The organism is Hymenobacter ruricola (assembly GCF_015694525.1).
GTDB lineage: Bacteria > Bacteroidota > Bacteroidia > Cytophagales > Hymenobacteraceae > Hymenobacter > Hymenobacter ruricola.
The window spans coordinates 84,375-109,163 of the sequence record NZ_JADQDM010000007.1; the positions used below are offsets into that span (position 1 = coordinate 84,375).

Consider the following 24,789-nt stretch of genomic DNA (forward strand, 5'->3'; position numbering starts at 1 on the left):
CGCCTTAAAGTGAGGCAAAACCGCCTACCTTTACGGCCACTTTAGGCCCGCATGACGTTTATTCCCCGCTTTTTTGTTGCCCTGCGCCGCTGGCTGCTGTTGGGGCTACTGGCAGGGTGCGGGCTGGGCCAGGGGCCCGCGGCCCAGGCACAAACCCGCACCCGCGCCGACAGCGCCGGACGGCCCGCTCCGCCCCGGCTGCCCGGCGCCCCGCTGTTGCGCGATTCCGTGGCCGAGCGCCGGCGGCGCCTGCGCTGGCTGGTGGGCGGCTCGGCGGTGGGCTACGGCGTCATCTACACGGGCCTCACCACCGCCTGGTACACCGGCGAAAAAGTGCCCCTGCACTGGTTCAACGACTTGCCCGAGTGGCAGCAGCTCGACAAGGCCGGCCACTTCTGGGGCTCGTTTCAAGAAAGCCGCGCCGCCGTCGACATGCTGCACTGGGCCGGCCTGAGCGAAAAGAACGCGCTGTGGTACGGCTCCTTCGTGGGTTTCGCCATTCAAAGCCCGCTGGAATTGCTGGACGGCCGCGACCCGGAATACGGCGCCTCGGCCACCGACTTGGCCGCCAACTTCCTGGGCTCGTCGGCCCTGCTGGCCCAGCAGCTGGCCTGGCACGACATCCGCATCATGCCCAAATGGTCGTTTCACCTCACCGGCTACGCTCAGCGCCGCCCCAACGTGCTGGGCAGCAACGTGCCCGAGCGCTGGCTCAAGGACTACAACGGCCAGACCTACTGGCTCTGCACCGACGTGGGCGCTTTCCTGAAGCCCGGCAACCGCTGGCCGCGCTGGCTGCAGCCCGCCGTGGGCTACGGCGGCGAAGACATGGTGTACAACGACGACGGCACCAATGCCGCGGCCGGCCTGCGCCCTTACCGCCAGTTCTACCTGTCGCTCGACGTGGATTTGCGGCGCATCCCGACCCGCAGCCTTATGCTCAAACGCGTACTCTACACCCTGAGCATCTTTCACTTGCCCGCGCCGGCCCTGGAATACAACGGACGCAACGGTTTCGGCTTCCACGCGCTCTATTTGTAGGGCGCGGCCAGCTAAAATCCGACGCGGCAACCCGTTCGGCCCTCGCCGCCCGTACTTTTGACGAACCCACCCGGCCCGGGCTGCTGTTATCTATAGCCAGCATAACTAGCCCCGCGTAGGCAAAAACCTGATATTATGAACGTAGGAGATAGAGTCCGGCTGCTCACCGGCACCGAAGAAGGAATCGTTACCCGCCTGCTCGACAGCGAGTTGGTGGAAGTAGCCATCGACAACGATTTCACCATTCCCGTGCTGCGGCGCGAAGTAGTGGTAGTGGCCCAGGAAGAAGGCAAGTCCTTCGACCGCGCCGCCCCCGACCTGGGCCCCGGCCAGGTCCCCGGCCGCAACGCCAACGCCAGCAAGAAAGACAAAAGCAAGCGCCCCGGCCAGGCGCCGGCCGGCCCGCCCCGCCCGCCCCAGCCGTCGTTGCAGGAAGCCCTGGCCGCGGCGGCATCCAGCGGCGCGGGCATGGCCAAACCGGCCGGCATCGTGCCCGGTGCATCTGGTGCCAAGCAACCCGCCGCGGCCAAAGGCCTTTTCCTGGCCCTGGTGCACCAGTCGCCCGAGCTGCTGGGCGTCACGCTCATCAACAACACCGAGGCCGACGTGCTGTATACCTACGGCGAGGAAACCAGCGCCCGCCCCTACCGCGCCCTGGCCGCCGACAAGCTGGGTCCCAAGTCCAGCACCAAGCCCCTCTCCTTCCTGCACCTCAAGGACTTTGAAACCTGGCCGGCCGTGGTATTCCAGCTCCTGCCCACCAAGCCCAACGGCGATGCTGCTTACGAGCTGCTCACTAAGCGCCAGGCCTTCAAGGCCAGCACGTTCTACAGCAGCCAGCGCCCGGCGCCCGTGATTGGCAAAGACGCCTACCTCTTCCAGCTGGACGAAAAAGCGGCCGCCGCCATCGCGCCCGAGCAGTTGGCCCAGGAAACCCCGGCGCCCGCTGCTGCGCCCGCCAAACCCGCCGGCGTGGATGCCGCTGCCCTGAAAGCCCAGCTCAGCGGCGACGCGCCGGCCAAGCCCGCTGCGGTAGCTGCTGCGGCAGCCCCGGCGCCGGCCGCGCCCGTGGTGGCCCCGCCCCACGAAGTCGACCTGCACTTGGAAGCCCTGCGACCCGACAATAAGGAAGACCTTTCCAACACCGCCATTCTGCGCCTGCAGCTTGATGCGTTTGAGGACGCGCTGAGCCGGGCGCTGGCCACCAACATGCACGAGATTGTCTTCATCCACGGCATGGGCAACGGGGTGCTGCGCAAGGAAATTCACCGCCAGCTGAGCCGCAACAAGGACATCAAGTTCTTCGAGGACGCCCGCAAGGAGAAGTTCGGCTTCGGCGCCACGCTGGTGCGGCTGAAGTAGCTGGTTGGCACATTTGCAGAGAGACAGACAGTAAGTCATGCAGAGCGTGAGCGAAGCATCTTTACCGTAGCAGTAAATCAAATTACCTGCGCGGTAGAGATGCTTCGCTCACGCTCTGCATGACGTTCTTGTTTTGTTGTTTCCTTCCCCAACACTCCTCGCCACCAGGCGGCACCAGTTGCCGCCGAAACGGACCTCTGCGGCCGGTACTGGTCAGAAATTGAAGTCGCGCGGTTCGCCGGCCAGCTCGCGGCCGCGCAGGATGAACTTGGGCTGGTAGGTTTCTTCCTCGGCCCAGTTCAGCTCCTCAAAGGGCTTGCGGTCGCCGTACACCTTTGGGCCCGTGACGGACAAGCCCAGGGCGCGGTTTTGCTCCTGCTCTTGCCAGACCTCGGCCAGCACGTCGGCCAACTGGTGCCCCCACGCGCGTTTCCCGGCCGCTATTACGGCATGGCGCCAGTCGGCATGGGCGGCGATGGGCCACGGTGCCGCCTGGTGTTCCAGCGCGCGTTCCATCCAGTTAATGGCATCGAACAGGTAGCCGCGGCGGCGCTCCCCGTCGGCGCGGTCGGCCTCGTACCAGCGCAGCAGGCGCGGCAGCTCGGCCGGGTCCTCAAACTGCCGGAAATACGCGGCAAAATCATCGTGGTTCAAAATGAGCGGGTGCCACGGCAAGCTGGCGGCCATGTCGCCGCGGGCGCGCTGGGCGGCCAGCTTTTCCGCTTTGTCGGCTTCGGTGAGGCCGATGTAGTACGCCTCTTTCTCGCCGCGCACGTCGGGCAGCGCCAGCGGGGAGCCCCCGCCGGTGGCCGCGTCGTGGAACCCGTACCAGGCCGGCGGCACGGAGTACGCCCGGCGCTCAGCAGCTTGGTAGCCCTCGTCCGCGTTGTCCGTGGCTTCCGCGTCGTCCTCGCCACCTTCGGCGGTGCGCCGGAAGGCCTCGTAGTTCTGCCACGCCCAGTTGCGCTCGGGCTCGTAGTCGTCGGAGCGCAGGTAGGCTTCGTAGAGGGCCACCTCATCGGCCGTGACGGGCGGCAGCCACGGGCAATACTCAATGTAATTCTCCCACTGCCGAAACTCCTGGGTGTGGCGCACGCCGGGCAGCGTAATTTGTTCGGCCCGCCAGCGGCATTGCAGGTCGAAGAGCTTCTTCTGCTGAATTTCCCACAGGGCGTGGGCCGCCGCCTCGCGGATTTCCACGAACCGCGCCCCCGCCTGCTTCAGCAGCATGGGCCCTTTGAGGTAGGCGCCGGCTTTGGCGTTGGCGTACATGCGGGCCACGAGCGGCGGGCTCTGGGCCAAGTACGGCGTCATGGCTTCCGCGAACGCGGGCAGCGCCAGCAACTCGGCCTCAAACAGCCGCGCCAGCCCGGCAAAATCGGGCTTCGCCTGCGCTGCTTTGATGTAGGCCGCCCGCGCCTCGGGCGTGTCCGGCAGCGTGGGGTCGGCGGAGGGGGGCGGCAAGTCTTCCATGAGGAGCGGAGGCGCTGCTGGTGAAGCGCCGCTAAATGTAGGGGTTAGCCTGCGGAATGCGGGGCCGTGGATAGGGCTCCCGCTCTGGGCATGAGCCGCCAAAACGTGGCATTCAAATTTTATATTGCGCTGCTGACTTTTAATGGCAAGCGCCACTCCTGCCGGACCGCGCCGACGCTGTCCCTGCTGCTACGTCCTGCGTGCTTTCGCAGCTATCCAGCCCTTCGACCCCGGCCCGGCCCCACGCGGCAGTCATGGTGCGACCTGCCGCCCGTGAGCCGCGCGCAGGTAATGCAGCGGTGTGGTGGTAGTATTGCGGGCAGGCGCCGCCGAGGGCGTGCCGCGTTGCGTAGTTACACTTTTCTTCTCTGTTTCTCCCATGTACGACCTCATCGGCGACATCCACGGCCACGCCCCCGAGCTCCACCAGCTGCTGCAGAAGCTCGGCTACGTGCCCAACGCAGCCGGCATCTACCGCCACCCGGCGGGCCGGCAGGTCATCTTTCTCGGGGATTTCATTGACCGCGGGCCGGCCATCCGCGAGACGCTGCAAGTGGTGCGCGGCATGGTGGACGCCGGCACCGCCCTGGCCGTGATGGGCAACCACGAGTACAACGCCCTCGCCTTTTGGGCCTTCGACCCCACCGGCGGGCACCTGCGGCCGCACTTGCCCCACCACATTCTGCAGCACCTCGAAACCATCAAGGCCTTCAGCACCAAGGAGCTGTTTGCCGAGTGGCGGGACTACCTGGCGTGGTTCATGCGGCTGCCGCTGTTTCTGGAGCTGCCGGGGCTGCGCGTGGTGCACGCCTGCTGGGACGCCCGCTACATTGCCTACCTGCGCCGGGAGCTGCCCGATGCCCGCCTCACGCCCGACTTTCTGCTGCGGGCCAGCCGCGCGGGCTCCGAGGAGTTCAGGGCCATCGAAATCACGCTGAAAGGCCAGGAAACCGACCTGCCCGACGGCCGTCATTTCTTCGACAAGGACGGCCACCGCCGCACCCGCGTGCGCACGGCCTGGTGGCGCGACCCGGCCGCCTCCACCTACCACGACTACTTCCTCGAACGCATTGAGGCCCTGGCCGACCAGCCGGTGGACGCGGCCGCCCTGCCCGACGCCAGCTACTACCAGGACGAGACGCCGGTGTTCTTCGGCCACTACTGGCTGCGCGGCGAGCCCCGGATTCTCACGCCGCACTCCGTGTGCCTCGACTACAGCGTGGCCAAGGGCGGCGAGCTGGTGGGCTACCGCTGGCAGGGCGAGCCGGCCCTCACGCCCGAGGGGCTGGTGCGCGCCTAGCCCGGCGCGGGCTTGCCGGTGCAAAAACAACATCTTTATGTCATGGCGCCGTGTTGGTTTGCGGCGGAACTTTGCCCCATGACATTCCCCATGGCCCTGGCCATTATCGAAGACCAGGCCCCCATCCGGGAAACCCTGAACGAATACCTCTGCGCGCAGCCCGAGTTTCAGTGCGTGCTGACGGCGGACTCCGTGGAGGGCTTTTTGCACGCGCTGCCCGCGGCTGCGCGGCCGCCGCAGCTCATCCTCTCCGACATCGGCCTGCCCGGCCTCACCGGCATTCAGGGCCTGCCCCTCATTCAGGAGCGCCTGCCCGAGGCCCAGATACTCATGCTGAGCGTGTACGCCGACGCCGAGCGCGTGTTCCAGGCGCTGCGGGCCGGCGCGGTGGGCTACCTGCTCAAGAACACGCCCCTGGCCCAGCTCAAGGAACACCTGCTGCAGGTGGCGGCCGGCGGCTCGCCCATGAGCCCCGGCGTGGCGCGCTACGTGGTGCAGGCCTTTGCCGGGCACCCCGTGCCCCCGCCCATGCTGCCGCTGGAAAGCCTGCTGCCGGAAACCCTCACCTCGCGGGAGATGGAAATCGTTCGCGGCATCGAAGACGGCCTCAGCTACAAACTCATCGCCGAGCGCCACCACATCAGCCTCGACACCGTGCGCAACCACATTCGGGCGGTGTACCGCAAGCTGCAAGTCAACTCCAAGGGCGAGCTGATGGCCCACGCCCTTAAACGCCGGCCCCACTAGCGCCGCGTGCACGGCGGCGCCCCCCTCCCGCCGGCGCCGCCACCCCCGCCGGTCCCGCTCCGAGCCCTCTCATGGGCCGGCTAAACGCGCTGAGTCACCGGTTGACTGCTGGGCCCGCCGCCGACGGGCCCGGCTGGCCCCGGGCGTGTGCCGCGCGAAAAGCGGGGCCCCGCCCGGCAGCTGAGCGCGTGGTAAGGCGGCTGCCGAAGCCGGCGGCACCGGCCCGTGTACCCTGTTTAGGGTACACGGCCGGCTTGGCGCGGGCCGACGGCGGCCGGTTCTTTGCGGACTTACGCATTTTCATGAGTCTTCCTTCTTTCTTCGCCGGGTGGCGCGGGGCCGCGCGGGGCCGCGCGCAGCGCCCCTGGCTGCCGGGTTCACCGGCCCCCGGCCCGGCAGGGAAGCTGGCATGCTCGCTTTTTCCGGCACGTATGCTTCTTTTTACTCTGTTCTCCGGCCTTGCCGGGCGCGCGGGCGCGGTTGGCCGTTTGGGCGGGCTGGCCGGCGGGCTGGTGTTGCTGGCCGGGCTGCCGGGCACGGCCCAGCCCGTCACCCTCACGGGCCCCGCCGGCTCCGGCCTGTTCGGTAGCACCGTCATGGTATTGCCCAACGGCAATTACGTGGTGGCCGACCCCGGCTACGACGACGGCGCCATTCAGAACGTGGGGGCCGTGCACCTCTACAACGGCAGCACCTTCGCCCTCATCAGCACCCTCACCGGCTCCCAGGCCCAGGACAAGGTGGGCAGCTCCATCGTGGCACTGCCCGGCGGCAACTACCTGGTGAGCAGCGGATTTTGGGCCAACGGCACGAGCATGTATGCCGGGGCCGTGACCTGGGGCAGCGGCACGACGGGCGTAAGCGGCATGGTAAGCGCGGCCAACTCCCTGGTAGGCACCAGCACCGGCGACGGGGTGGGCACCATCACGGTGCTGGCCAACGGCAACTACGTGGTATCTACCAGCAGCTGGACCAACGGAACCGCGTACAATGCCGGGGCCGTGACCTGGGGCAGCGGCACGGCCGGCGTCAGAGGGGCGGTGAGCGCGGCCAACTCCCTGGTGGGCACCAGCACTGGCGACGGGGTGGGCCGGGGCGGCGTGACGGCCCTCACCAACGGCAACTACGTGGTGAACAGCTACAACTGGTCCAACGGCGCGGTGACCAGCGCCGGGGCCGTGACCTGGGCCAACGGCGCCACTGGCACCACGGGCCCGGTGAGCACCGCCAACTCCCTGGTGGGCACCGCCGCCTACGACCAGGTGGGCCTTTACCAGTTCAACAAAACCACCATCGCGGCGCTGGCCAACGGCAACTACGTGGTGAGCAGCAGCAGCTGGGACAACGGAACCACGGCCACCGACGCCGGGGCCGTGACCTGGGGCAATGGCACCAGCGGCATCAGCGGCGTGGTGAGCGCGGCCAACTCCCTGGTGGGCACCAAAAGCAACGACCAGGTGGGCTACGACGGCGTGACACCCCTCCCCAACGGCCACTACGTGGTGAGCAGCCACTACTGGCGAAACGCGGCGGGCAACAGCGTGGGGGCCGCGACCTGGGGCAGCGGCACTACCGGCATCGCGGGCCCGGTGAGCGCGGCCAACTCCCTGGTGGGCGGCAGCGCCAACGACCGGATTGCCAACGAAGGGGTGACGCCCCTCCCCAACGGCAACTACGTGGTGCTGAGCGCCAGCTGGAGAAACGGGTCGAGCGCCAGCGCCGGGGCCGTGACCTGGGGCAACGGCACGACGGGCATCAGCGGATTGGTGAGCGCCGCCAACTCGCTGGTGGGCACCAACGCCAACGACAAAGTGGGCTACTACGGCGTGACGGCCCTGGCCAATGGCAACTACGTGGTGAGCAGCTGGGAGTGGAAAAACGGCGGCAGCGCCCTGGCCGGGGCCGTGACCTGGGGCAGCGGCACGGCCGGCATCGCGGGCCCGGTGAGCGCGGCCAACTCCCTGGTGGGCACCACCGCCAACGACCAGATAGGCCGCGTGACCGCCCTCACTAACGGCAACTACGTGGTGAGCAGCAGCACCTGGGACAATGGGACGGCCACCGACGCCGGGGCCGTGACCTGGAGCAGCGGCACGGCCGGCATTGTGGGCGCCGTAAGCGCCGCCAACTCCCTGGTGGGCACCAAAAGCAACGACCAGGTGGGCTACGGCTACGGCGCCGCGGCGCTGGCTAATGGCAACTACGTGGCCATTAGCCCGAACTGGGCCAACGGCGCGGTGACCAATGCCGGAGCCGTGACCTGGGGCAGCGGCACGGCCGGCATTGTGGGGCCCGTGAGCACGGCCAACTCGCTGGTGGGCACCAACCCCGGCGACCAGGTGGGCAGCACCGTGGTGGCGCTGGCCAACGGCCACTACGTGGCGGGCACCCCCAACTGGGCCAACAGCGCGGCCACCAGCGCCGGGGCCATCACCTGGGGCAACGGCAGCACCGGCACCACGGGCCCGGTGAGCGCGGCCAACTCCCTGGTGGGCAGCACCACCAACGAGCAGCTGGGCCGCGATAACACCATCAGCCCGCTGGCCAATGGCAACTACGTGGTGAATGACCTGGATTGGAAAAACGGGGCGACCACCCGGGCCGGGGCCCTGGTGCTAGGCAGCGGAACGGGGGCCCTGGTGGGCCCCGTCAGCGGGTGCAGCAGCATTGTCGGGAGCCGGTCCGGCCTGGGGTACACCCTGGTCATTGCCAAAAACGTCCCCGCCGGCGTGCTGGTGGGCGGGGTGCCCTACGAAAACAAAGTCGTCATCGGGGTGGGGCCGCCGGCCGCGCCCACCGGGGCGGCCAGTCAGAGCGTCGCGGCCGGGGCCACGGTGGCCAGCCTGGTGGCCGCCGGCACAGCCGTGCAGTGGTACGCCACGCCCGGCGGCGGCGCGCCCCTGCCCACCACCGCCCCGCTCACGGACGGCACCACCTACTACGCCTCCCAAACCGTGGGCGCCTGCGAAAGCCTGACCCGCCTGGCCGTGCTGGCCACCCAGCCCCTGCCGGTAGTGCTGACGCAGTTCACGGCCACGCCCGCTGGCCCAGCCGCCGTGCGCCTGGCCTGGGTCACCGCTTCGGAACAGCACAGCGCCGCCTTTGAGGTGCAACGCAGCCCGGACGGCCACGCGTTTGCCGCCATCGGCACGGTGGCCGCCGCCGGCAGCAGCAGCGCGGCCCGCCGCTACGGCCTGCTCGATGAGCACCTGCCTGCTGGCGCCGCCGTGCTCTACTACCGCCTCAAGCAAGTGGACGCCGACGGCACGTTCCGCTACTCGCCCGTGCGCACGGTGGCCCTCACGGGCGCCGACGCGGGCCTGGCCCTCTACCCCAACCCCGCCCCCGGCGGCACGGCCACCCTCACGGGCGTAGCACCCGGGATGGTGGTGACGGTGACCGACGCCCTGGGCCGCCCGGTAGCTACCGCCACGGCCGACGCCACCGGCACGGCGGCGCTGGCGTTGCCGGCCAGTACCCCGGCGGGCGTGTACGTGGTGCGCGCCGGCACCCGCGCCGTCCGGCTCACGGTGGAGTAGGGCCGCTGCATCTGGCGCCGCTACAGCTACGCCCCACGGCATATTAGGACAGGGCGCGGGGCGCCGTACTTTTACTGGGATTCCCCCCTTCTGTCTTATTGGCTCCATCTCTTTTTTGTAGTGTCCTTCACTCGATGAAACACATCTTCTCTCTTGGCCGGCTGCTGCTGGCCGCCCTGCTGCTGGCCTGGCTGCCGTTGCTGGCCGCCGCCACCATTATTGTTGATGCCGGCCGGAACCACTCGTTGAGCATTCACCCCGACGGCACGCTCTGGGCCTGGGGCCGCAACCAGTACGGCCAGCTGGGCGACGGCACCACCGCCCCCCAGCGCGCCCTCCCAGTACAAATTGGCATGGCCACCACCTGGCAAAGCGTGAGCGCGGGCACCCTGTTCAGCTTTGGTATTAAGAATGATGGCACGCTTTGGGCTTGGGGCGATAACTTCTACGGCCAGCTTGGCGACGGAACCAACACCCAGCGCAATGCGCCGACGCAAGTCGGCACGGCCACTACTTGGCAGAGCGTGAGCGCAGGCAGCTACCACAGTTTGGCCGTGAAGGCGGACGGCACGCTTTGGGCCTGGGGTGAGAATAACTACGGCCAGCTCGGCGACGGCTCCACCACCAGACGCAACGCCCCGGCGCAAGTTGGCACGGCCACTACCTGGCAGAGCGTGAGCGCGGGGAACAGTCACAGCTTGGCCGTGCGCACCGACGGCACCCTGTGGGCTTGGGGAATCAACAGCAGCGGCGAACTCGGCGACGGCACCACCACCAACCGCTACACCCCGGTGCAAGTTGGTACGGCCACTACCTGGCGTAGCGTAAGCACCGGTCGTGGGCACACCCTGGCCCTGCGCACCGATGGTTCGCTCTGGGCCTGGGGCAACAATCTGTTCGGCCAAGTGGGCGACGGCACCTCCGCCAACCGCCCCGCCCCGGTGCAAATCGGCACGGCCACCACCTGGCAGAGCGTGAGCGCGGGAGACGTGCACAGCGTGGCCGTGCGCACCGACGGCACACTCTGGACCTGGGGCGAAAATTTCGAAGGACAACTCGGCGACGGCACCACCGCCCCCCAGCGCAATGCGCCGGCGCAAATCGGCGCACTCACCACCTGGCAGAGCGCGAGCGCGGGGGACGAGCACACCCTGGCCGCACGCACCGACGGCACGCTCTGGGCCTGGGGCAGCAATACCTTTGGCCAAGTGGGCAGCGCTTTGGTCAGCAGCGTACTAAATCTCGTTTCGGTGCAGGTCGGAACAGCTACCACCTGGCAAAGCATAAGCGCGGGCGACGCGCACAGCCTGGCTCTGCAGGCCGACGGCACCCTCTGGGCCTGGGGGCGCAATCTGTATGGCCAACTCGGCGACGGCACCACCAACGACCGCTATACGCCGGTACGAATCGGCGCGGCCACCACTTGGCGCGGTGTGAGCGCAGGCAGCTACTTCAGCCTGGCCGTGAGGACGGATGGGACCTTGTGGGCCTGGGGCACCAACGCCAATGGCCAGTTGGGCGACGGCACCACCGCCGACCGCTATACCCCAACGCAAATCGGCACGGCTACCACCTGGCAGGACGTAAGCGCGGGAAGTTTCCACAGTCTGGCCGTGCGTACCGATGGCACTCTTTGGGCCTGGGGTTTCAACCAGAACGGCCAAGTGGGCAATGGCACTATCATTGACCGCCTCGCCCCGGTGCAAATCGGTGCAGGCACCACTTGGCGCAGGGTGAGCGCGGGTGAGCGCTACAGCCTGGCCTTGAAGGCCGACGGCACCCTCTGGGCCTGGGGCACCAACGCCAACGGCCAGCTCGGCGACGGTACCATCGCCCAGCGCATCATCCCGACGCAAGTGGGCGCGGCCACTGACTGGCAAAGCATGGATGCCGGCGACCTGCACAGCCTAGCCGTGCGCACCAATGGCACGCTCTGGGCTTGGGGTATCAACGCCAATGGTGAGCTCGGCGACGGCACCACCACCGACCGCAATGCGCCGGTGCAAATCGGCACGGCCACCACCTGGCAGGACGTAAGCGCGGGGGGCGCCCATAGTCTGGCCCGGCGCACCAACGGCACCCTTTGGGCTTGGGGCGGCAATGCCAGCGGCCAGCTCGGCGACGGCACTACCACCGACCGCTTCGCCCCGGTGCCAGTTGGCGTGGCCACTACCTGGCAAAGCTTGAGCGCGGGTGGCGCGCATAGCCTGGGCCTCCGCCCCAGTGGTACCCTCTGGGCCTGGGGCAGCAATAGCAGCGGCCAGTCAGGCCTGCTCATCAATACCGCGGTTCCGCTGCTCATCTTTCCTTCCACCGTCGTTTCGGCCGCTTATCCGGCGGCCTTGGAAGCGGCCCGGGGTTTATTTCTCTACCCCAACCCCGCCCCCGATGGCGCGGCCACCCTCACGGGCGCAGGACCCGGGACGGTGGTGACGGTGACCGACGCCCTGGGCCGCCCGGTAGCTACCGCCACGGCCGACGCCACGGGCACGGCGGCGCTGGTGCTGCCGGCCAGCACCCCGGCGGGCGTGTACGTGGTGCGCGCCGGCAGCCGCGCCGTCCGGCTCACGGTGGAGTAAGCGCCAGTTCCTGCGCAGAGCCAATAGCCCCCGTGCCCCCGGCGCGGGGGCTTTTTGCTGCGCTCACGCCGGGGGCACGGGGGCTGCAAAATGACATATTCATGTCATACCGCCGTGTTGCCGACGCGGGGACCTTTGTGGAATTGCCGGGGGCCGGCTTTTAGCGCCCGGCCCGCGGTGGGCTGGCGTAGGCGCCGCCGGCCTTCCACATGCTTCAATCCACGCTTGTTTTCATGAAAAACCTCTTCCCCGCCTTCGGGCACCCCGGCCGCGTGCGGCCCCTCGCGTTGCTGCTGGCCTTGCTGGCCCTGCTGCTGGCCGGCCGCGCCGCCCGCGCCCAGGCCCCGGCCGCCGGCGCGGCGCCTTCGGTGGGCGCGGCCCTCAACCCCGACGGTACCCTGCGCCGCGGCCAGGCTGGTTCGTTCGATGCCAAAGGCTATCGCATGACGCTGGACCCCAAAACCGGCGGCCCGGTGTTTCGCACCACCGGGGCCGGCGACGAGAACTGGTCGGACAACTTCGCCCTGAACGGCCCCAACAGCACGCTCAGCGCCGTGGCCGTGGCGGCCAACGGCGACGTGTACGTGGGCGGGCAGTTCACGGCCGTGGGGGCCGTGCTGGCCAACAACATCGCCCGCTGGAACGGCAGCACCTGGCAGGCCCTGGGCAATGGCACTACCCCCGCCACCGCCGGCAACAACGGCACCAACAACTCCGTGTTTGCGCTGGCCGTGCTGGGCACCGACCTCTACGTGGGCGGCTCCTTCACGGGCACCATTACCCCGGCCGGCCAGCAGTCGCTGCGCTACGTGGTCCGTTGGGACGGCACGGCGTGGAACGGGCTGGGCAACGGCACCGCGCCGGCCGCCACCACCAACAACGGCACCAATGACGTCGTATTTGCGCTGGCCGTGCAAGGCACCGACGTGTACGTGGGCGGGCAGTTTAGCGCCGCCAACAGCGCGGCCGGCGCGCAGCCCCTGAGCCGCGTGGCCCGCTGGGACGGCACGGCCTGGAATGGGTTGGGCAACGGCACCACCCCCGCCACCACCACCAACAACGGGGTGAGCAGCAACGTGTACGCGCTGGCCGCATCGGCCACCGACGCGTACGTGGGCGGCAGCTTTACGGTCGCCAACACCGTGGCCGGACAGCAGCCCCTGAGCCGCGTGGCCCGCTGGGACGGCACGGCGTGGAACGGGCTGGGCAACGGCGCCACCCCCGCCGCCACCACCAACAACGGCACCAGCGCCCCCGTGCAGGCGCTGGCCGTGCGGGGCACCGACGTGTTCGTGGGGGGGCAGTTCACGAGCACCAACAGCCCGGCCGGCACGCAGCTGCTCAACTACGTGGCCCGCTGGGACGGCACCGCCTGGAATGGGCTGGGCAACGGCGCCACCCCCGCTACCACCACCAACAACGGGGCAAACTACATCGTGCAGGCGCTGGCCGTGCTGGGCACCGACCTCTACGTAGGCGGGCAGTTCACCCTGGCCTACACCACCGCCAGTTCGTCGGTGCTCACCCGCGTGGCCCGCTGGGACGGCACCGCCTGGAACGGGCTGGGCAACGGCGCCGCGCCGGCCACCAACACCAACAACGGGGTGAGCAGCACCGTGAACGCGCTGGCCGTGTCGGGCACCGACGTGTACGTGGGCGGGCAGTTTAGCTCCACCTATGCGGCCGCCGGCCAGCCGCCGCTCAACCGCCTGGCCCGCTGGGACGGCAGCGCCTGGAACAAGGTAGGCCCCCTGCAAAACGGGGCCAGCGGCACGGTGAACGCCGTGGCCGTGGCCGCCAACGGCGACGTGTACGTGGGCGGCACCTTCACGAGCGTGGGGCTGGTGGTGGCCAACAACGTGGCCCGCTGGGACGGCACCGCGTGGAGTGGGCTGGGCAACGGCACCGCCGCGCCCACCGCCACCAACAACGGGGTGAGCGCCCCGGTATACGCGCTGGCCGTGCGGGGCACCGACCTCTACGTGGGCGGGCAGTTTGGCGCCACCTACACCCCGGCCGGCCAGCAGTTGCTGCGCTTCGTGGCCCGCTGGGACGGCACCGCGTGGAACGGGCTGGGCAATGGCGCCGCCGCCACCAGTACCAACAACGGGGTGAACAACATCGTGTACGCGCTGGCCGCGTCGGCCACCGACCTCTACGTGGGCGGCAACTTCACCACCGCCAACACCACGGCTGGTGGGCAGGCGCTCACCCGCGTGGCCCGCTGGGACGGCACGGCGTGGAAGGGGCTGGGCAACGGCGCCGCCGCCGCCACCAGTACCAACAACGGGGTGAACAACATCGTGTACGCGCTGGCCGTGTCGGGCACCGACCTCTATGTGGGCGGGCAATTTACGGGCGCCTACACCACCGCCATCGCGCAGTCGTTGCGCTGCGTGGCCCGCTGGGACGGCACGGCCTGGAACGGGCTGGGCAACGGCACCGCCGCCGCCAACACCGCCAACAACGGGGTGAGCAGCAACGTGTACGCACTGGCCGTGCGGGGCCCCGACCTCTACATGGGCGGCAGCTTCACTACCGTCTACGCCGGGGCCGGCACGCAGCCGCTCAACCGCGTGGCCCGCTGGGACGGCACGGCCTGGAACGGGCTGGGCAACGGCACCGCGCCGGCCATCACCGCCAACAACGGGGTGAGCAGCACCGTGAACGCGCTGGCCGTGTCGGGCACCGACCTCTATGTGGGCGGGCAGTTTACGGGCGCCTACACCACCGCCATCGCGCAGTCGTTGCGCTGCGTGGCCCGCTGGGACGGCACCGCCTGGAACGGGCTGGGCACCGGCCTCAGCAGCACGGTGCAGGCGCTGGCGGTGGCCGGCAGTCAGCTGGTGGCGGGGGGCGCGTTCACGACCGTGGGCGACGGCAGCAAGCAGCTGAGCCGCGTGGGCTTCTACGCGCCGCCGCCGCCGTCCGCGCCCACGCTCACGGCCGTGGCCCCCACCCCCGGCGGGCTGGGCCAGGCCATCACCCTCACCGGCACCAGCTTGGGCAGCCCCACGGCCCTCACCATCAACGGAGCCAACGCCTTGGCGGGCATCCTCAGCAACACCGGCACCAGCCTGGTGGTGCGCGTGCCCGCCACGGCGGCGCCGACCGGCAACGTCGTTATCACCACGGCCACTGGCACGGCCAGCGCAGCGTTTGCGGTAATGCCTCCTCCCGGCAACGCGCTGGCGTTTGACGGGGTGGACGACCACCTGGCCCTGCCCCTGAGCACGCCCGTGCCGGTGGGCAACAGCGCCTACACCATCGAGGCCTGGATTAAGCCCAACCAGATGGGCGTGTACGGCATCATCGGCTGGGGCACCTACGGCACGAGCAACCAGGTGAACGCCCTGCGCCTGAGCCCCACCGGCATCATCAACTACTGGTGGGGCCCCGATCTCATCGTGAACACGCCCGACCTGAGCGGGCGCTGGCACCACGTGGCCGCCACCTTCGACGGCACCACCCGCACCATCTACCTCGACGGGGCGGCCGTGGGCAGCGACCAGCCGGGCGGCCACACCGTGCCCGACGCCCGCAACCTGCGCATCGGCAGCACCAACAACCCCGGCTCGGGGGCCAACTACGAGTACTTCCCCGGCAGCATCGACGAGGTGCGCGTGTACTCAGTGGCCCTGACCCCGGCCCAGCTGCGGGCCGACATGACCAGCCCGAACGCCGCCGTGCCCGCCAGCCTGGTACTCCATTACAACCTGGACCAGGGCACGCCCGCCACGCCCAGCACCGGTGCCAACGCCGGCCTGACCACGCTCTACGACCTGGCCAACGGTACCCCCGCCATGCTCACAAACTTCGCCCTGGCCAGCGGCAACACCGCCAGCAACTACGTGCAGAGCTATGCCCTGGTGGTGCCGGTGGCCACCACGTCCACCGCCCGCAGCGCTACCGGCTTCACGGTGAACTGGACGGCTCCGGCTTACGGCACCGCGACGAGCTACCTGCTCGACGTGTCGACCACGGCCGACTTCACGGCCCCCATTGCCGGCTCACCCTTCGCCACCACGGCCACGAGCTACGCCCTGACGGGCCTGAATGCCAGCAGCCCCTACTTCTACCGCGTGCGGGCCCTCAATAGCGCCCTGGCTCAGCCCGACCAGGGCGCCTACTCCAACGTGGTAAGCCAGGCCACCCCGCTGCCCGTGGAGCTGACTACGTTCACGGCCACGGCTCAGGGCAACAGCGCCGTGCGCCTGGCCTGGGCCACGGCCAGCGAGAAGAACAGCGCTGCCTTTGAAGTGGAGCGTAGTACCGACGGGCGCACGTTCGGCCGCCTCGGCACGGTGGCCGCGGCCGGCAGTAGCAGCAGCGCCCGCCGCTACGAGCTGCTGGACGCGAAGCTGCCCGCCGACGCGGCCCTGCTCTACTACCGCTTGAAGCAGGTGGACGCGGACGGCAGCTTCCGCCACTCGCCCGTGCGCGCCGTGGCCCTGACGGGCGCGGCCGAAGGGCTGGCCCTGTACCCCAACCCCGCCCACGGCGCGGCCACCCTCACGGGCGTAGCACCCGGTACGGTGGTGACGGTGACCGACGCGCTGGGCCGCACGGTGGCCACGGCCACGGCCGACGCCACCGGCACGGCGGCGCTGGCGGCCGGGCTGCCGGCGGGCGCGTACGTGGTGCGCGCCGGCGCGAAGGCCGTGAAGCTGACGGTAGAGTAGAACTTCTTTCCTGCCACTAAAGCCGCCGTTGTCCCGCCGGGGGCAGCGGCGGCTTGCGCGTTAGCAGGGGCCGGGTTCCCGGCCCTGGCCGGCGCCATCGTGTACCCTGATTAGGGTACACGCCGTGGGCATCCGATGGCCTTCGGCCCCGCTATTTTTGTTGCCCGCCGCCACTCGCTGGCCAGTCCACGGAGGGCTGGGGGCGGCTATTCTCCCCATGACTATTACTCTTTACGGGCGCCGGGCACTGCTGGCGCTGCTGCTCCCCTTGCTGCTGCCCCTCGCCCTGGCGGCCCAGATACTGCCCGGCACCTTGGCCGCCGGCCAGACCAGCAGCCTGCTGCTGACGGCCGACGGCCGCCTGCAAGCCTGGGGCGGCAACGCCTACGGCCAGCTTGGCGATGGCACCACCACCAACCACCCGGCACCCGCCCCGGTGGGCACCGCCACCACCTACGCCCAGGTGGCCAGCGGCGACTACCATGCCCTGGGCATCCGGGCCGACGGCACGCTCTGGGCCTGGGGCCTCAACACTTACGGCCAGTTGGGCGACGGCAGCACCACCGACCGCACCAGCCCCGTGCCGGTGGCCACGGGCACCAGCTGGCGGCAGGTGGCGGCGGGCTTTCGGCACACCGTGGCCTTGGCCGCCGACGGCACCCTCTGGGCCTGGGGCTACAACGTTTACGGCCAGCTCGGCGACGGCAGCACCACCAACCGCCCCGCACCGGTGCCGGTGGCCGCCGGCAGCACCTGGCTGAGCGTGGCCTGCGGCGAAAACTACACGCTGGCCGTGCGCGCCGACGGCACCCTCTGGGCCTGGGGCCGCAACGACGACGGCCAGCTCGGCGACGGCACCACCACCGGCCGCAACACCCCCACCCAAGTGGCCCCCGGCAGCACCTGGCTGAGCGTGGCCTGCGGCACCGCCCACACGCTGGCCGTGCGTACCGACGGCACCCTCTGGGCCTGGGGCGATAACGCCCTCGGCCAAGTCGGCGACGGCAGCACCACCGACCGGCCCAGCCCGGTGCAGGTGGGCAGCGCCCAACTGTGGCGGCAGGCAGCCGGCGGCCGGGCCTACAGCGCCGCCCTGGCCGCCGATGGCACCCTCTGGACCTGGGGCGACAACACCTACAACCAGCTCGGCGACGGCACCACCACCAGCCGCAGCAGTCCCGCCCAGGTAGGCAGCGCTACCAGTTGGGTAAGCCTGGGGCTCGGCGGCTACCACGGCCTGGCCCTGCAGGCCAACGGCAGCCTCTGGGCCTGGGGGCGCAACGGCAACGGCCAGCTCGGCGACGGCAGCACCACCAACCGCCCCGCGCCCCAGCGGGTGTTCGGCCCGCTGGGGCTGCCCACCCGCGGCCTGGCCGGCGGTGACCAGTACAGCGGCGGCATCCGGCTCACCGGTCAGCTGCTGATGTGGGGCCTCAACAGCTTCAACCAGCTCGGCGATGGCAGCTCCAGCGACCGCAGCACGCCTAGGCTGCTGGGTGCCGCCACCAGCTGGGTGCAGGTGGCCGGGGGCACCTACCACACGCTGGCCGTGCGCGCCGACGGCACGCTCTGGGCCTGGGGCCGCAACGACCGGGGCCAAATCGGCGACGGCACCAACTCCAGCCGCAGCACCCCCGTGCAGGTGGGCAGCGCCCGGCTGTGGCGGCAGGTGTGGGTCGGCCGGTTCCACAGCGTGGCCCTGGCCGCCGACGGCACCCTCTGGGCCTGGGGCTACAACGCCTACGGCCAGCTCGGCGACAACTCCTTCACCAACCGCAACAGCCCCACGCTGGTGGTGGGGGGCCAGCGCTGGCGCAGCGTGGCCACCAGCGACTACCACACGCTGGCCGTGCGGGCCGACGGCACCCTCTGGACCTGGGGCAACAACGACTTCGGCCAAATCGGCGACGGCACCACCACCGACCGCAACACCCCCGGCCAAGTGGGCAGCGGCAGCAGCTGGCTGGCCGTGGAGGGCGGCTTCAACCACAGCCTGGCCCTGCAGGCCGACGGCACCCTCTGGGCCTGGGGCCTCAACACCGACGGCCAGCTCGGCGACAACTCCACCACCAACCGCGCGCTGCCCGTGGCCGTGAGCGGTGGCGGCCGCTATACCCAGCCGGCCGCCGGCGCCACCCACAGCCTGGCCCGGCGCGCCGACGGCACGCTCTGGGCCTGGGGGCGCAACGCCGACGGCCAGCTCGGCGACAACACCACCACCGACCGCCTGGTACCCACCCAGGAAGCCAGCGGCGGCACCGCCTGGCTGGTGGTGGCGGGCGGCGGCAACCACTCGCTGGCCCGCGCCGCCAACGGCTACAATTTCTTCTCCACCGGCCTGAACGACGTTGGCCAGCTCGGCGACGGCAGCAGCACCCGCAGCCTCGTGTACACCCGCACGGGTGATACCGACGGCAAGCCCCTGCCCGTGGAGCTGGTGGCTTTCACGGCCCGCCGCACCGGCCCCGCCGCCGTGGCCCTGGCCTGGGCCACGGCCAGCGAAACCGCCAATGCCGGCTTCGGCGTAGAAGTAAGCACCGACGGGGAGCGCTGGGCCCGCCGGGGCTTTGTGGACGGCGCGGGCAGCCGCAGCGGCGCCCGTAACTACGCCTACACCGTGCCCGAAACCGCCGCCGCCTATTACCGCCTGGCCCAGACCGACCAGGATGGCACCGTTGGCTACTCGCCGGTGCGCTTTGTGGCCGGCGCCGAGCAGGCGCCCGGCTTATTCCCCAACCCCGCACCCAGCGGCGCGGCCACGCTACGGGGCGCGGCCCCCGGCGCCACCGTGACGGTGACCGACGCGCTGGGCCGCCCGGTAGCCACCGCTACAGCCGATGCCACCGGCACGGCCGCGCTGGCGCTGCCAGCCGGGCTGCCGGCGGGCGTGTACGTGGTGCGGACCGGGACCCGGGCCGTGAAGCTGACCGTGGAGTAGGGACGGTCGGCAGCTCCCAGCATTGGCTACCGGCCCGGCGGGCGGAAGGGGGCTTCACCCTCTCAGCCGATTACCCGCGCCTCCCCCGAATGGGGGATGCGGTCGACTTGCCAAGCGCGGCCGACGGCCGGAGCTTTGAGTGAGCTATAGCCAACCCCCTATCCCATGCTACACGTCTTCCGCCACCTGCCGGGCTGCCGGCCCCGCCCCGCCACTTATCGCCCGCTGGCTGGGTTGCTGGCCGCGCTGCTACTGCCCGCCGCCGTGGCGGCCCAGGCGCCCACCATCAGTAGCCTCAGCCCCGGCAGCGGGCCGCTGGGCACCACCGTCACGCTGGCCGGCAGCAACCTGGGCGGCGCCACGAGCGTGCTGGTGGGCGGGGTGCCGGCCGCCTTTGCGCCGGGCAGCGCCGCGCAGCTCACCTTTACCGTGCCGCGCCAGGCCGTGAGCCAGCGGGTGCGGGTGAGCAGCGCCGGTGGTACGGGCCTGAGCGCGGCCACCTTCCAGGTGACGCGGCCCAGCGCCAGCACCGTGCTGCCGGCCCAGGGCAACGTGCTCACCAATACCCTGAGCGTGGTCTCCGACGCCGCCCCCGCCGTAACGGACGTGGACGGCGACGGGCTGCTCGACCTGCTGGTGGGCACCTATTATGGCAACGTCGTGCGCTACGAGCAGACGGCGGCCAACGCGACCACCTTCACGCTGCTAGGCAACCTGACCACCAACGGCACCACCGCCCTAAGCGTGGTCACCGGCGCGGCCGCCCCCGCCGTAACGGATGTGGACGGCGACGGGCTGCTCGACCTGCTGGTGGGCAACTACCAAGGCAACGTCGTGCGCTACGAGCAGACGGCGACCAACGGGGCAGTATTCGCGCAGGTGCGCTACCTCACCACCGACAGCACCACCGACCTGGATGTGAGCTACTTTGCCACCCCCACGGTGACGGACGTGGACGGCGATGGCCGGCTCGACCTGCTGGTGGGCAACGACGCCGGCACCGTCGTGCGCTACGAGCAGACGGCGACCAACGGGGGCGTGTTCGCCCTGGTGGGCAACCTGACCACCGACGGCACCACCGCCCTGGATGTGGGCTACTTTGCTGCCCCCACGGTGACGGACGTGGACGGCGACGGCCGGCTGGACCTGCTGGTGGGCAACATAGACGGCACCGTGCAGTGCTACGAGCAGACGGCGACCAACGGGGCAGTATTCGCGCAGGTGGGCGACCTCGTCACCAACGGCAGCAATCCCCTGGGACACGCCAGCCCCGCCGTGACGGACCTGGATGGCGACGGCCGGCTGGACCTGCTGGTGGGCTACAACGAAGGCAGCGTGCAGCGCTACGAGCAGACGGCCGCCAACGGGGCCACCTTCGCGCCGCTGAGCAGGCTGACCACCGACCCTGCCACTGCCTTGAACGACAACGCTGCTTCCGCCGTGACGGACCTGGACGGCGATGGCCTGCTCGACCTGTTGGTGGTCCACGCCTACTCTGACTATAACACCGGCGACCGCAGCTACGTGCGCCGCTACGAGCAGACGGCGGCCAACGGGGTAGTCTTTGCCCTGGTGGGCACCCTGACCACCGACGGTACCACCGTCCTGGAATCGGGCGCCAGCGCCGCCCCGACGGTGACGGACGTGGACGGCGACGGCCTGCTCGACCTGCTGGTGGGCGAAAGCCACGGCAACGTGCAACGCTTCGAGCAGACGGCGGCCAACGGCGACACCTTCACCTCGCGGGGCCTCGTCACCTACAACGGCAACATCGGCCTGGACGTGGGCGCCAGCGCCACCCCGACGGTGACGGACCTGGACGGCGACGGCCTGCTGGACCTGCTGGTGGGCAACACCGCCGGTAACGTGCGCCGCTACGAGCAGACGGCGGCCAACGGGGCGGTATTTGCCGTGGTGGGCAACCTGACCACCGACGGCACCACCACCTTGGACGCGGGCGCCAGCGCCGCCCCGACGGTGACGGACCTGGACGGCGACGGCCTGCTGGACCTGCTGGTGGGCAACGACGCCGGCAACGTGCTGCGCTTCGAGCAGACGGCGACCAACGGGGCAGTATTTGCACCGATGGGCAACCTGACCACCGACGGCGTCACCGCCGTGGCTGCGAATACTGCCGCCCTTCCCACCGTGACGGACCTGGACGGCGACGGCATACTCGACCTGCTACTGAACAACGCCGCTGGCAACGTGCTGCGCTATGAGCAGCTGCCGCCGCCCGTCATCACGGGCATCAGCCCCGCCAGCGGCCCGCTGGGCACCACCCTCACCCTCACCGGCACCAACCTGACGGGCCTGAGCAGCGTGCTGGTGGGCGGGGTGCCGGCCGCCTTCACCCCGCAGAGCGCCACCCAGGCCACGGCCGTGGTGCCCCGCCAGGCCGTGAGCCAGCGGGTGCGGGTGAGCAACGCCATCGGCATGGGCCTGAGCGCGGCCGCCTTCCAGGTCACGCGCCCCAGCCCGAGCCTGGTGCTGCCGGCCCTGGGCAACCTGACCACCGACGGCACCGCTGCCCTCAACGCGGGCACCTATGCGGCCCTGGCCGTAACGGACCTGGACGGCGACGGCCTGCTCGACCTGCTGGTGGGCAACAATCCCGGCAGGGTGCTGCGCTACGAGCAGACGGCGGCCAACGGGGGCGTGTTTGCGCTGGTGGGCAACCTGACGACCGATGGCAGCACGGCGCTGGACGTAGGGCAATTTGCCACCCCCACCGTGACGGACGTGGACGGCGACGGGCTGCTCGACCTGCTGGTGGGCAACATAGACGGCAACGTGCTGCGCTACGAGCAGACGGCGGCCAACGGGGGCGTGTTTGCGCCGGTGGGCAACCTGACCACCGACGGCACTACCACCTTGAATGTGGGCACCTACTCTGCCCCCACCGTGACGGACGTGGACGGCGACGGGCTGCTGGACCTGCTGGTGGGCAACAATCCCGGCACCGTGCTGCGCTACGAGCAGACAGCGGCCAACGGGGGCGTGTTTGCGCCGGTGGGCAGCCTGACGACCAATGGCAGCACGGCGGTGAAAGTGATTCAATATTCCCGCCCCACCGTGAGCGACCTGGATGGCGACGGGCTGCTGGACCTGCTGGTGGGCGACGCCCAAGGCGACATGTGGCGCTACGAGCAGACGGCGGCGGGCGGGGACATGTTTGCCGGCCAGGGCTACCTGACGACCAACGGCAGCGCACCGCTGAACGTGGGCACCTTTGCCGCCCCGGCCGTAACGGACGTGGACGGCGACGGGCTGCTGGACCTGCTGGTGGGCAATGAGTACGGCAACGGGCTACGCTACGAGCAGGCCCCGGTGCCCACCCTCACGGCCCTGAGCCGGGCGGCCGAGCTGCCCGGGCAGGCCGTCACGCTCACCGGCACGGGCTTCGTGGCGGGCAGCACCGTGCGCTTCGGCGGGGTGGCGGCGGCCAGCGTCAGCTATGTATCGGCTACGCAGCTCACGGCCGTGGTGCCGGTGGGGGCCACCCCCGGCAGCAGCGTCCTCACGGTGGGCAGCTACGACGTGAGCAGTGCGGCCGGCAGCAGCCCAGCCTTCGAGGTGTTGCAGGTGTACCGCACGGCCACGGCCAGCGGCTGCCTGGCCACCGCCAGCCTGACGGTGAGCGGCACGGGCGGCGCGGGCGTGTGGCGCTACCTGCGCCTGCCCGGCACGGGCGGGGCCGTGGTGGCCGCCATTGAGGACACCCGCAACCTGGGCACCGTGACGGCGGGCGTGCTGGCCCTGGGCACCGGCACCAGCAGCGCCGTGCGGGCCGACGGCCGGGCCAACCGCCGCTACCTCGACCGCAACTTCTACCTCACGGCCACCAACGCCAGCTTTACCGGCCAGACCGTGCGCGTGCGCCTGTACGGGCTGACGAGTGAGCTGGCCCGCCTGACGGCCGCCGACCCGGCCGCCACGGCCGCCACGCTCAACGCCTCGCAGTACGACGGCGCCAACGTGAACTGCGCCCTGGCCGACAACAGCCCCGCCGGCCAGCGCCGCCTGCTGCCCGCGCCCGCCACCGTCCTGAGCGGGGCCGACTGGTTCACGGCCGAGCTGGCCGTGGCCGACCACTTCTCTGAATTCTACCTCACCGGGGCCAGCACCCCGCTGCCCGTGGAGCTCACGCAGTTTACGGCCGTGGCGGCCGGCCCGGCCGCCGTGCGCTTGGCCTGGGCCACGGCCACGGAAAAGAACAGCGCCGCCTTCGAGGTCGAGCGCAGCTTGAACGGCGAGACATTCGCGCCCATTGGCACGGTGGCCGCGGCCAGCAGCAGCACCAGCGCCCGCGCCTACGGCTTGGTGGACGGCAAGCTGCCCACCGACGCGGCCCTGTTTTACTACCGCTTGAAGCAGGTGGACGCCGACGGCGCCTTCAGCTACTCGCCGGTGCGCACGGTGGCCCTGACCGGCCTGGCAGCCGGGCATTCCTTATTCCCCAACCCGGCCCGTGGCGGGGCGGCCACGCTCACCGGCGCGGCCCCCGGCACACGGGTGACGGTGTACGACGCGCTGGGCCGCCCCGTGGCCACTGCTACTGCTGACGCGGCGGGCACGGCCGCGCTGGCGCTGCCGGCCGCGCAGCCAGCGGGTGTCTACGTGGTGCACGCCGGCAGCCAGGCTATCCGGTTAGTGGTGGAGTAGACACCCCGAGTGTGGTTTGTCGCCGTTTTAAATGTTACGGCAAACCCGTTGAAAAGCCTCCGGCTAGTGGCCGGGGGCTTTTTGCGTAGCACCCGGGCGCCCGGGTGGTGCGCTAAGCCAAGGCGCAGGTAGATAAACCAAGCCGATGCCACCGACTGGACAGTCGTTTGGCTTCGCGCTGGCTGCGGCAAGCGCACCGCCAGTCACGGAGAGCGCACCATCGTGAACGGGAAGCGCACCGCCGTGAATGGGGAGCGCACCGCCGTGCACGGAGAGTGCACCGTTGCGCGCGAAGAGCGCACCCCCGATTGCGGGGAGTGCACCGACGGTTACGGGGAGCGCACCGTCACGAATAGGAAGCGCATCGCCGCGCGCGGAGAGCACACCCCCGATTGCGGGGAGCGCACTCTTGCTGAAGGAGAGCGCACGCTGGCGCAATGTCGAGGCACTAGTGGTGCCCGGG

The 24,789-nt window shown here is 70.2% G+C and carries 10 protein-coding genes; 9 read left to right on the forward strand and 1 reads right to left on the reverse strand.

The window, feature by feature from the left end; all coding sequences use genetic code 11:
- Positions 1 to 51: 51 nt before the first annotated feature.
- Together I2H31_RS14700 and I2H31_RS14705 are read left to right on the forward strand one after the other, a co-directional pair.
- Positions 52 to 1,041 (forward strand): DUF2279 domain-containing protein, encoded by a 990-nt coding sequence (locus I2H31_RS14700; protein ID WP_196293796.1) that lies wholly within the window; start codon positions 52 to 54, stop codon positions 1,039 to 1,041.
- Positions 1,042 to 1,176: 135 nt separating this feature from the next.
- Entirely contained in the window at positions 1,177 to 2,403 is a 1,227-nt protein-coding gene (locus tag I2H31_RS14705) for a Smr/MutS family protein (RefSeq protein ID WP_196293797.1), read from the forward strand.
- 213 nt (positions 2,404 to 2,616) lie between these two features.
- On the opposite strand, the gene I2H31_RS14710 is transcribed toward I2H31_RS14705, so the two are convergent.
- A complete protein-coding gene (locus I2H31_RS14710) occupies positions 2,617 to 3,876 on the reverse strand; it encodes a hypothetical protein (RefSeq protein WP_196293798.1) in 1,260 nt (419 codons plus the stop codon).
- 379 nt (positions 3,877 to 4,255) lie between these two features.
- Between I2H31_RS14710 and I2H31_RS14715 the strand changes: the two genes are divergently transcribed.
- The 7 genes from I2H31_RS14715 (at position 4,256) to I2H31_RS14745 (ending at position 24,326) form a co-directional block, all read left to right on the forward strand.
- Positions 4,256 to 5,176 (forward strand): metallophosphoesterase, encoded by a 921-nt coding sequence (locus tag I2H31_RS14715; protein WP_196293799.1) that lies wholly within the window; start codon positions 4,256 to 4,258, stop codon positions 5,174 to 5,176.
- A 78-nt stretch (positions 5,177 to 5,254) separates the two neighbouring features.
- A complete protein-coding gene (locus I2H31_RS14720) occupies positions 5,255 to 5,923 on the forward strand; it encodes a response regulator (RefSeq protein ID WP_196293800.1) in 669 nt (222 codons plus the stop codon).
- A gap of 431 nt (positions 5,924 to 6,354) precedes the next feature.
- Positions 6,355 to 9,462: a beta strand repeat-containing protein gene (locus tag I2H31_RS14725; protein ID WP_196293801.1), complete on the forward strand. Its 3,108-nt coding sequence runs from the start codon at positions 6,355 to 6,357 to the stop codon at positions 9,460 to 9,462.
- A gap of 134 nt (positions 9,463 to 9,596) precedes the next feature.
- The gene (locus I2H31_RS14730; protein ID WP_196293802.1) at positions 9,597 to 12,041 is read left to right on the forward strand and encodes an RCC1 domain-containing protein; all 2,445 of its coding nucleotides are present in this window, start codon (positions 9,597 to 9,599) and stop codon (positions 12,039 to 12,041) included.
- 233 nt (positions 12,042 to 12,274) lie between these two features.
- Positions 12,275 to 16,723: a LamG-like jellyroll fold domain-containing protein gene (locus tag I2H31_RS14735; protein WP_196293803.1), complete on the forward strand. Its 4,449-nt coding sequence runs from the start codon at positions 12,275 to 12,277 to the stop codon at positions 16,721 to 16,723.
- A gap of 217 nt (positions 16,724 to 16,940) precedes the next feature.
- Positions 16,941 to 19,661 (forward strand): RCC1 domain-containing protein, encoded by a 2,721-nt coding sequence (locus I2H31_RS14740; RefSeq protein WP_196293804.1) that lies wholly within the window; start codon positions 16,941 to 16,943, stop codon positions 19,659 to 19,661.
- A gap of 165 nt (positions 19,662 to 19,826) precedes the next feature.
- Positions 19,827 to 24,326, forward strand: a complete 4,500-nt coding sequence (locus I2H31_RS14745; RefSeq protein ID WP_196293805.1) for an FG-GAP-like repeat-containing protein — start codon at positions 19,827 to 19,829, stop codon at positions 24,324 to 24,326.
- The last annotated feature ends 463 nt before the right edge of the window (positions 24,327 to 24,789 follow it).